The sequence below is a fragment of the Ramlibacter sp. genome (assembly GCF_035706265.1).
Lineage (GTDB): Bacteria > Pseudomonadota > Gammaproteobacteria > Burkholderiales > Burkholderiaceae_C > Ramlibacter.
In genome coordinates this window covers 1-9,814 of record NZ_DASSVG010000225.1, presented here as the reverse complement: position 1 = coordinate 9,814, position 9,814 = coordinate 1, and the positions used below count along the sequence as shown (strand labels likewise).

The window sequence follows — 9,814 nt, the reverse complement described above, 5'->3', positions numbered from 1 at the left end:
TTTCCAGGTGGACCTGGGCACCGGCGTGGTCGCTGGTTTTTCCGACGTGTCCGGCCTGGTCACGGAAACCACGGTGGCCGAGTACCGCAACGGCAACGATGCGGAGAACCACGTGCGCAAGATTCCCGGCGTGCACAAGGTCGGGGACGTGACGCTCAAGCGCGGCCTCATGGGCAGCAGGGACCTGTTCGACTGGATCAACCAGACGCGCACCGACGGCTACAAGGCCAAGCGCACGGTGGTGATCCACCTGCAGGACGAGGCCCATGCCGGCCCCGTCGCCACCTGGCGCCTGCAGGGCGCCGTGCCCTTGAAGTACACGGGGCCGACGCTGGCGGCCAAGGGCGGCGGCGACGTGGCGATGGAGGAACTGGTGCTCTCCTGCGAGGGCTACCTGCTCGAATAAGCCTGCGGCACCCGCCCCATCCCGCATGTCCAGCCTCCGCCCGCCGCCCGGCCTGAGCTTCGAGGTGGCGCCGCCCACCGCGGCCCACCCGCTGCGCACGGACGTCGCCTGCTTCGTCGGCACCGTCGCGCGGCGCCAGCTGCGGGCACCGTCGGAGCTGCGGACCATGCCCAACGTGCTGGCCCGCTGGCTGGTGGCCCATCGCATCGACAGCGTGGGCGGCATCCCCGTGGCGCAGCTGCGCGTGTCGCTGGCCTCGGGGGCGCGTTTCGCGGAGACGGTGGTGGCGCGGGCGTCCACCGCCGGGGAGAGGGCGGCGCTGTCGAACTTCCTCGCCGCGCAGACCGGCGGCAGCACCAGCAAACCGGTGTTCGCGGAGCTGCTGAAGGCCTGCCGCACGCTGACGCCGGTGCCGGACGCGCTGGTCGACGAGCTGCGCGAACGGGGCTTCCAGCCGCGCGGCTTCCTCGGCACCGACGAACTCGCGGCCTGGCTGCGCCTGCAGCGGCTGCACAACCTGCCGGTGGCGCTCGGGAGCTTCGACACCTTCGATGCGCTGTTCGCCTGGGACCAGCGCGGCATCCGCGACCGCAAGGTGCGCGACGACGACCCGGTGCTGGCCACCCCGCTGGGCGTGGCGGTGCGCGCCTTCTTCGGCGAAGGCGGCCGCCGCTGCTACTTGATCCGCAGCGGCGACCCCAGCGACGTGTTCGACACCCGCGTCGGCCGCTTCGCCGCGTGCTTCCCGGAGCGGGTGGGGCCGTCCGCGCCGACGGTGTTCGACGACGACGTGGATCGCTGCCCGCAGCTGCCGGGAATCCGGCGGCGAGTGCTGCAGGGTGAACTCAAGGGGCTGCTCGGCGCCGGCCAGCCCGTGGCCCTGTCGGCAGCGGACTGGGTGGGCCTGGAACATGTCTACGGCCTGGACGACGTGAGCTTCGCGGTATTGCCCGACCTGATCGATGCCTGCGCCCGGCCGCTTCCTTCCACCGTGCCGCCGGCCGAAGTGGTGGCGGCCGACGAGCGCTTCGTCGAGTGCGTGGAGGAAGTCCCGCCCGCGAGCCTGCCGGTCGGCCGCCGCCTGCCGCTGCCGCGGCTGGATGCGGCAGGCCTGGAGGCGTGGCGGCAGCTGCAGCTGCGCGCGCTCGACGTGCTGGAGAACGGCGGCCGCGCCTTCCACCGCCGCGACGTGCAGTTGCTCGCGTCGCTGCCCCTGCTCGCGGATGCGGCCGAACTGCCCCCGGCGGCGAAGTGGATCGCGTGGATGGCCGAAGCGCCCGGCTGGATCCGGCCGGCCGCCGACGGCACGGCGCTCCTGAGCGATCGGCTGCAACTCGCCTACCCCTGGATCCGCACCGGCGACAGCGCCGACGCCCAGGGCGGAGCCGAAGCGCCGGAAGGCACGCTGGCCGGCGTGCTGGCGCGCAGCGCGCTGGAACGTGGCGCCTACCGTTCGGCGGCCACCCGCGCCTTGCACCGCTTCCAGGATGCCGAGCCGCCGCTGGCCTGGACGCAGGCGACGCAGCAGGCGGTGTGGACGCCGCTGGGCCTGCTCACCCTGGCCGAGCGCGTGTGCCTGCTGGGGCCGACGCCGCGCGGTCCGCGGCTGCTCTCCGACGTGACCTGCTCCGCCGACCCGCGCACGCGCCAGGGCGCGGTGCGCCGGCTGCTCAACGTGGTCATCCAGGCCTCGCGCGAGGCCGGCAACGACCTGGGCTTCGAACCCAATGGGGAATGGCTGTGGGCACGCGTGCGCGAGCGGCTGTCCGACCTGATGCGCGTGCTGGTGACGGGCGGGGCGCTGTCCACCGATGGTGTCCCGTTCGTGGTGCGCTGCGGCCGCGACACGATGCGGCAGGACGACATCGATGCCGGCCGGCTGGTCGCGCAGGTCGAGATCCTGCCCGCGCAGCCCGTCCAGCGCATCGTCGTGGTGCTGAACCTGCGCGATGCCGGCGCCGCCTCGGCGTTCGCCAATGCCGCCTGAAAGCGAGAGGGCCATGGCTGACAGCAACGACGATTTCGCCCCCCCGATGTTCGGCTTCCGCTTCCACGTGGCCTTCGTGCGCGAACCGATCTCCGCGCGCGGCGGCGGCAGCGGCGCCAGCGGCGACGAACCCTTGTGCCACGGCGCCTTCTCCGAAGTGACGGGGCTGGAGGCCACGATGGAGGCCCGGGCCATCAAGGAGGGCGGCGCCAACTATGGCGCGCACCAGCGGGCAGGGCAGGTGAGCTTCGCGACGGTGGTGCTCAAGCGCGGCATGACGCGGGAGCGCGACCTGTGGAACTGGTGGGGCCTGTTCAGCGGCGCCGGCGGCAGCGACGGCGCCGTGCGCGCCAATGGCGCCTTCGCCCATCGGCTGACGGTGCGCATCACCCTGCTGGACATCGACGGCACGCCGCGGCTGCAGTGGCGGCTGGAGCGGGCGATGCCGGTGAAGTTCAAGGCGGCGGATTTCAACGGGCGGGCGACGGACGTCGGGATCGAGGAGATCCACCTCGCCCACGAAGGCCTGTTCTTCGAGGCGGTGTGACATGCGGATCCGGGACGAACACAAGGCCAGGCTCTTCAAGGTCGACCAGGCCAACCCCAGCCAGGAGCCGAACGCCGACAGCCCCGATGCGGTGCTGGTGCAGTTCAACCCGACCAGCCTGTCCTATTCGGTGCAGAACACGCTGGAGAAGAAGGGGCGCGACGCCAACGCCAAGCAGTTCGTGGCCCAGACCACGGCCAAGCTGGAGTTCGACCTCACCTTCGACAGCACGCACGACGGCGGCGACGTGCGCACGGAGACCGACCGGATCAAGCAGTTCCTCAACCCGGGGGACAAGTCGACCAACAAGGACCAGGCGCCGCCGCTGGTGGGCTTCCGCTGGGGCACCTTCCTGTTCAAGGGCATCGTCGAGTCCTTCAAGGAGAACCTCGACTTCTTTTCGGCGGAGGGCGTGCCCTTGCGCTCGACGCTGAAGATCGGCCTGTCGGCGCAGGACCCGAAGGATGTGTTCGCGGCCCTGCCGCCCGGGCATCCCGACGCCGCCGCCGCGTCCGGCAGCGACGTGCGCCTCGTGCCCGTGGGCGCGCGCGGTACCAGCGGCATCGCCTCCCAGGGCGGCAACACCGATGCGGGGCGGGCGCTGGCGGCGGCGAACGGCTTCGAGAGCATGCGCAATCCGGGCGCGGGCAGCGCGGCGGTCGCCGCCGGCGGGATCGAGCTGAAGGCGGCCGTGGGTTTTTCCACCGGCGCATCGGCGGGCGGAGGGCTCGGAGGAGGCCTCGGCGGCGGTGTCGGCATCGGCGCTTCCGCCGGTGTCGGTGTCGGTGTCGGCGTCGGCGTCGGCGCATCCGCCGGCGCGGCCAGCCTGCAGGCCTTCGCCGGCCTGGGCGCCAGCAGGACGGCCGGCAGCGTGCGCCTCGATGCTTCCGCGCTGCAGCCGCCGGCCCGGCCGCCTTCGGTAGCGGTCGGCAGCGAGTTCGCCCTCGGCGGCAAGGCCGTCAGCGCGAGTTCGTCCGGCATGAAGGCCGACATGGGCATCGGTGCCCGCATCAAGTTCGATTGAGGAAGGGAAAGCCGTGGCGGTCGTGATCGAAGAACTCGAAGTGCAGGCGCAGCGGGAGCCCTCCAGCCCCCCCGCGCCGCCCTCCGGCGAGGGCAGGGACGGCAACGAGGTCGACGAGCGTGCGCTGCACGCCGCCCTGAGCCGCGAAGCCTGGCGCCTCGAGCGCCTGGCGGCCGATTGAGGCAGGGCCATGGGCGAGTCCAACCTCTCCAACCTGGCGTTCTATTCGGCGCGCCCGACGCTGCGCATCGACGGGCAGGACGACGACATGGCGGCCGGCCTGATGCAGTCCATGGTCATGCGCGAGCAGGAGGGCGGGCTGTCCTCGCTGGAGATCGCCTTCGCCAACTTCACCGCCCGGGACGACGGCCAGGTCGGCCCCGCCTTCGAGGACGAGCGGGTGCTCAAGCTGGGCGCGGCGCTGAAGGTGTACGCCGGCGAGGCGGCGGCGCCGACGGAGATCTTCTCCGGCACCATCAGCGCCATCGAGTTCGCCTTCGACAGCGAAGGGCCGCCCCGGCTCATCGTCCAGGCCGAGGACCAGGCGCAGAAGGCGCGCATGACGCGGCGCACCGCGGTGTACGACAACAAGTCGGTGGCCGACATCGCGCGCGAGGTGGCGGGCCGCATGGGGCTGACGCCGACCGTGACCGGCCTGTCCGACACCTCCGTAGTGGAAGTCCAGTTCGACGAGAGCGACCTCGCCTTCCTGCGCCGCCTGCTGGCGCGCCACGGCGCGGACATGCAGATCAGCGGCAACGAACTGCAGGTGGCGCCGCGCAGGGACGTGCAGCGCAACCAGGTCACCTTGCGCATGCACAGCCAGTTGCACAGGATCCGCGTGGTGGCGGACCTGGCGCACCAGGTCACCGAGGTGAAGGTGACCGGCTTCGACTTCGCGCAGGGCCAGGCGGTCGAGGGCAGCGGCAGCGGTGCGCCGGTCGGCCCGGGCCGCGGCCGCGGCGGCAAGGATCTGGTGCGGCAGGTGTTCGGCGAACGCGTGCAGCACACCGCGCACCGGCTCGCGCTCACGCAGGCCGAGGCCGACGCGCTCGCGCAGGCCGAGTTCGAGCAGCGCGCCCGCCGCTTCGTGCGGGTGGAGGCCTGCTGCGAAGGCAACCCGTCGCTGCGGGTGGGCTCGCACGTGACGCTGGCCGACGTCTCGCCGCGCTTCGACAACGTGTACTACGTGACCGCGTGCACCCACCGCTACGACATGCGGCGCGGCTTCGACACCGAGCTTTGCGCCGAAAGCGCGTACTTCGGCAATCCGGGGTGAACCGACGATGAAACGCGACACGCTCCCCGTCCACGATTTCGGCGTGCCGCTGCACGCGCTGGCCATGCCCTGGCTGGCGCGCGTCACCGACGTCAACGATCCGCAGAACCTGGCGCGCGTCAAGGTGGAGCTGTACGCGCTGGCCACCGCCAGCGACGTCGCCATGTGGGCCCGCGTCGCCAGCCCGTTCGCGGGCGACGGGCGCGGCGGCTTCTTCATCCCGCAGGAAGGCGACGAGGTGCTGGTCGTCTTCGTCAACGGCGACGCGCGCCATCCGGTGGTGGTGGGCGGCCTGTGGAACGGCGCGGCCGCGCCGCCCGAGAGCCTCGGCGGCAAGGTCGACCGCTGGAGCATCACCGGCAAGGCCGGCACCCGCATCGCCATCGTGGAAGAGAGCGATGCCACCGCCACCATCGTGTGCGAGACGCCGCAGGGCGTGAAGCTCACCCTCAGCGACGAGTCGGGCGGCCAGGTGAAGGTCGAGTGCGCGGGCAACACCGTGGTCATCGACACCCAGGGCGTATCCATCCAGGCCGCCGCCAAGGTGAAGGTGCAGGCCGCGCAGGTGGAGGTGAGCGCCGGCATGGTCAAGGTGGACGCGGCGATGTCGCAGTTCTCCGGCGTCGTGAAGTGCGACACCCTCATCACCAACTCGGTGGTGTCCACCTCCTACACGCCCGGGGCGGGCAACATCTGGTGAGGTCCGCATGACGCAAGCTGTCCAGAGCCCGCCGAAGCCGCTCGCGATCCGCGCACCGAAGTCCCTGTCGCACGGGCCGGGGCACCCGGTCTGCCTGGCCGGCCTGCGCGTCGGCACGCGGGCGGCGGACGCGAAGCCCACGATCGTCGAGCGGCGCGACCAGGAGTTCGTGCAGGGCCTGCAGGACGACCTGGCCGACCCGGCCCGGCACGCGGGCCTGCTGGCCGCCGCGCCCTCCAGGCAAGGCGGCACGCTGCGCCTGTTCCAGCCGCTGCAGCGCGTCTTCAACATGCTGGTGCTGGAAGCCTTCTGCGACCTGCCCGGCCAGCCGCGCGTCGCGCCGGCGAAGATCGACAGCAGCGGCTTCGTGCTGCGCCGGGTGGACGGGGCGCGCAAGCTGGCCTGGCTCAAGGCCGGGACGAGGGTGTTCGGCTGGGAGGCGGTGGACGAGGACCTCGATCCCGCGCACGACCGGCGCGGCAAGGCCGTGACGCTGGGGCACCCCGTGCTCGACGCCCTGGCACCGAGCCAGCAGCGCATCCGCACGGCGGGTTCGGCCCGGCTCGCGGTGGCAACGGTGCCGGTGAGCGAAGACGTCCAGCCGCTCTTCATCGCCCCGCCCGACGTGTGCCGGGGCGCCGGCAAGACGCTGCTGTTCGGCAACCTGAAGGTCGTGTCCTCCGAGCTGACCGAAGCGCCGGCGAGTGCGCCGGCCTTCGGCACCGATGCCCAGGAGCGCGAGAGCCTGCGCGCGGACATGGTGAGCTACCTGCTTGCGGGCGGCGCCCGCATCTTCCCGGTGCCGGCCACGCGCACCGTCACCACGGAAGACGCGCGTGCGGCCGCCCAGACGCCGCTGGAGTCGACGACGCAGCCTGCCTTCCGGCGTTTCGAGTACGACGCCCTGGACAGGACGCTGGGCCGCTTGCTGCTGCAGCTGAACAACCAGTACGACGCCTTCGGCGCCGACAGCGGGGCGCTCGCCATGAAGGCGGCGCTGCAGCGGCTGCGGGTGGAAACCGACGTGCCCGCCTCCGGGGGCCAGGCCGCACATGTGGACACGCGCAATGCCTGGCAGTTCCTGCTGGAGGCCAAGGCCGTCTTCGTCGACGCCGTCTCTGGCGCCCGCGTGAGCATTCCCAATCGCTGGGGCGCCGTGAGCAACGAGGTGGCCGACGCCATCTTCGAGGCCTCGCTGGCCTGCCTGCAACAGCAGTTCTCGCGCCTGCTGCCCGCCGGCGGCCGCTTCGGCAACGGCCGCAACGGTGCCGAGCCGCGCTACGTGGTGCGCGCCTTCGTGCGCCTGAAGCCCGAGCACGAAGGCTGCCCGGGCCGCCTCGTGTGGTCGCCCTACAGCGAGGAGTTCACCATCGCGCCCTGGTTCGAGTCCGCGGGTGCGCCGGTGCCGGTGATCCCCATGCCGGACCTCATGGACCGCGCGCAGCTGCAGAAGGTCAAGCCCACGGTGGCCTTCGCGCTGCCACCCCGGCTCGCGAAGCTGCTGCAAAGCGACGCGAAGGACCTCATGGAAGGCAAGGGCAGCGGCGATCCGGCGTTCGGCCTGGGATGGATCTGCTCCTTCTCGCTGCCCATCATCACCCTGTGCGCGTTCATCGTCCTGAACATCTTCCTGTCGCTGTTGAACCTGATCTTCTGGTGGCTTCCGTTGCTGAAGATCTGCATCCCGATCCCGAAGGCCAAGGAGTAGCGCGTGATCAAGCCGCCGCCCACCCTCGCGTCCTTCCCGGAGCCGATCGGCTGGCCCCTGCTGCCGGTGCCCGACGAGAACGGGCAGCTCCACTACCCCAACCTCGCGCAGAGCGTGCGCGAGCTGATCCAGGTGCTGCTGTCGACGCGCCCCGGCGAGCAGCTGATGCGCCCGTCCTTCGGCGCGGGGCTGGAGAACCTGCTGAGCGAGCCCAACACCGTCGCGACGCGCAGCCGCATCAAGGAGCTGGTGGAGGACGCGCTCAAGCGCTGGGAGCCGCGCATCGTGGTCGACGGCATCGCGGTGGACCCGGTGAGCGATGCGGCGACCGGCGTGGCCGATGGCGTGCGCGTGGAGATCGCCTATCGCCACAAGCGCACCGGCGCGCCGGCGCGCGTGGGCCTCACCCTGGTGATGGAGTCGCGCAATGCCCATTAGGCCGCCCGCCCTCGACGACCGCAGCTTCGACGACCTGGTCGCCGAGCTGCTGGCGCGCATCCCCGCGCACACGCCGGAGTGGACGCACCCGCGGCCGGGCGATCCCGGGCGCACGCTGATCGACCTGTTCGCCTGGCTGGGCGACACCATCCTGTACCGGGCCAACCTCATTCCCGAGCGCCAGCGCCTGGCCTACCTGCGCCTGCTGGGCATGCCGCTCAAGCCCGCGACCGCAGCGCGCGGGATCGTGTCGCTGAAGGTCAAGGCCGAGAGGACGGCGGTGGCGGTGCAGGTGCGGCCCGGCTCCAGCATCGACAAGCCGGTGCCGTTCTCCACCCTCGGCTTCTGCACGGCCTATCCGCTGGTGGGTCGCGCCTTCATCCGCCGCAAGCTGAGTGCGCAGGAGCAGGAGGACTTCGATGCCCTGCTGCCGGACCTGCAGGCGGTGTACCGCACCACGGAAGGCACGCCGCGGGGCTACGTGACCACCGAGGTGTTCGCGCCCGGGCAGGACCTGGGCACGGGCGTCGACATCCTCGAGACGACGGTGGACGGCGCGCTGTGGATCGCGCTGCTCGCGCCGGGCGCAAAGCTGCGCCAGCAGGCAAGGCAGACGCTGGCGGCCGACGCGGAAGACGGCGCGCGCGCGATCAACGTGGGCCTGGCGCTGGCCCTGGACATGCCGGAAGACGGGGAGGGGATCACCGCGCGCAACCCGATCCCGCTGGTCTGGGAGATGAGCACCGGCAGCGACGCCAGCACGCCGGAAGTGCCAGACATGGTCACCCTCGAGGCCCTGGAAGACGGCACGCAGGGTCTGGCGCGCTCGGGCGTCGTGCGGCTGGCGCTGCCCGGCATCGAGCGCATCGGCGCGCCCTCGAACGACCCGCGCGAGAACCTGCACGCCGGCGTGGGCGATGCCCCCCCGCGCCTGGAAAGCGAGGAGGACGCCGGCCAGCTCGTGACCTGGCTGCGGCTGCGCGTGCAGCCCGGCTTCGCGCTGTCCAGCCTGCGGCTCGCGTGGGCCGGGGTCAACGCGGTGCAGGTGGAGCAGCGCCAGGCCGTGCCGGGGCGCGCCATCGGCGTGTCCGACGGCGGTTCGGACCAGACCTTCGACCTGGGCGTGAGCCTGCAGGGCAGCATCGATCCGTCCACGCTGCAGGTCGTCGTGCACGACCCGGTGGCCGGCAGCCGCGCGTGGTCGCCGCTCGACGACCTGGGCCGCGCCGGCCCGCTGGACAACGCCTACCAGCTCGACCCGGAGGCCGGCACCATCCGCTTCGGCAACGGCGTCCATGGGCGCGTGCCCAGCACCGGCAGCCGCGTCGTGGCCAGCGGCCTGCGCGTCGGCGGCGGCGCGGCCGGCAACCTGCCTGCGGGCACGCTCGCCAGGCTCGATGGCCTGGTCAGCCGGCAGGGGGCGAAGGAGAAGCCCGATCCCGCCGTCGACGTGTTCCAGCCGCTGGCACTGCAGAACGGCAGCGACGCCGAGACGCTGGACGCCGCCGAGCGCCGCATCCCCGCCTATTTCCAGCACCGCGACCGCGCCGTGACGGCGGCGGACTACCGCGCGCTGGCGCGCGAGGCGCCGGGCGTGCAGGTCGGGCGGGTGGAGGTGCTGCCGCGCTTCAAGCCGCATCAACGCGACGACGCCGTGCCCGGCGCGGTGTCCGTGATGGTGCTGCCGCAGCGCCTGGGCACCGAGTACGCCGCGCCGCTGCCGCG

The 9,814-nt window shown here is 72.3% G+C and carries 10 protein-coding genes; all 10 read left to right on the top strand.

The window, feature by feature from the left end; all coding sequences use genetic code 11:
- The coding region (locus VFM98_RS08525; RefSeq protein WP_325109483.1) for a phage tail protein at positions 1-406 on the top strand (406 nt) is incomplete at its 5' end.
- Between the two features lie 25 nt (positions 407-431).
- Positions 432-2,393 (top strand): hypothetical protein, encoded by a 1,962-nt coding sequence (locus VFM98_RS08520; RefSeq protein ID WP_325109482.1) that lies wholly within the window; start codon positions 432-434, stop codon positions 2,391-2,393.
- Positions 2,394-2,406: 13 nt separating this feature from the next.
- The gene (locus tag VFM98_RS08515; protein WP_325109481.1) at positions 2,407-2,940 is read left to right on the top strand and encodes a phage tail protein; all 534 of its coding nucleotides are present in this window, start codon (positions 2,407-2,409) and stop codon (positions 2,938-2,940) included.
- Between the two features lies 1 nt (position 2,941).
- On the top strand, positions 2,942-3,964 hold the full coding sequence (locus VFM98_RS08510; RefSeq protein ID WP_325109480.1) for a hypothetical protein: 1,023 nt from the start codon (positions 2,942-2,944) through the stop codon (positions 3,962-3,964).
- Positions 3,965-3,977: 13 nt separating this feature from the next.
- Positions 3,978-4,145, top strand: a complete 168-nt coding sequence (locus VFM98_RS08505) for a hypothetical protein (protein ID WP_325109479.1) — start codon at positions 3,978-3,980, stop codon at positions 4,143-4,145.
- 9 nt (positions 4,146-4,154) lie between these two features.
- A complete protein-coding gene (locus tag VFM98_RS08500; protein WP_325109478.1) occupies positions 4,155-5,243 on the top strand; it encodes a phage late control D family protein in 1,089 nt (362 codons plus the stop codon).
- A gap of 7 nt (positions 5,244-5,250) precedes the next feature.
- Positions 5,251-5,943 carry a phage baseplate assembly protein V gene (locus VFM98_RS08495; protein ID WP_325109477.1) on the top strand — a complete coding sequence of 231 codons (693 nt, stop codon included), beginning with the start codon at positions 5,251-5,253 and terminating at the stop codon, positions 5,941-5,943.
- A 7-nt stretch (positions 5,944-5,950) separates the two neighbouring features.
- Entirely contained in the window at positions 5,951-7,651 is a 1,701-nt protein-coding gene (locus tag VFM98_RS08490; RefSeq protein WP_325109476.1) for a hypothetical protein, read from the top strand.
- 3 nt (positions 7,652-7,654) lie between these two features.
- A complete protein-coding gene (locus VFM98_RS08485) occupies positions 7,655-8,089 on the top strand; it encodes a GPW/gp25 family protein (protein WP_325109475.1) in 435 nt (144 codons plus the stop codon).
- Positions 8,079-9,814: putative baseplate assembly protein (locus VFM98_RS08480; RefSeq protein WP_325109474.1), on the top strand; the 1,736-nt coding region annotated here is incomplete at its 3' end. The genes VFM98_RS08485 and VFM98_RS08480, both read left to right, overlap by 11 nt.

Coding starts and splice junctions, on each gene's coding strand:
- VFM98_RS08520 (WP_325109482.1), top strand. CDS start 432: ATGTCCAGCCTCCGCCCGCCGCCCGGCCTGAGCTTCGAGGTGGCGCCG.
- VFM98_RS08515 (WP_325109481.1), top strand. CDS start 2,407: ATGGCTGACAGCAACGACGATTTCGCCCCCCCGATGTTCGGCTTCCGC.
- VFM98_RS08510 (WP_325109480.1), top strand. CDS start 2,942: ATGCGGATCCGGGACGAACACAAGGCCAGGCTCTTCAAGGTCGACCAG.
- VFM98_RS08500 (WP_325109478.1), top strand. CDS start 4,155: ATGGGCGAGTCCAACCTCTCCAACCTGGCGTTCTATTCGGCGCGCCCG.
- VFM98_RS08495 (WP_325109477.1), top strand. CDS start 5,251: ATGAAACGCGACACGCTCCCCGTCCACGATTTCGGCGTGCCGCTGCAC.
- VFM98_RS08490 (WP_325109476.1), top strand. CDS start 5,951: ATGACGCAAGCTGTCCAGAGCCCGCCGAAGCCGCTCGCGATCCGCGCA.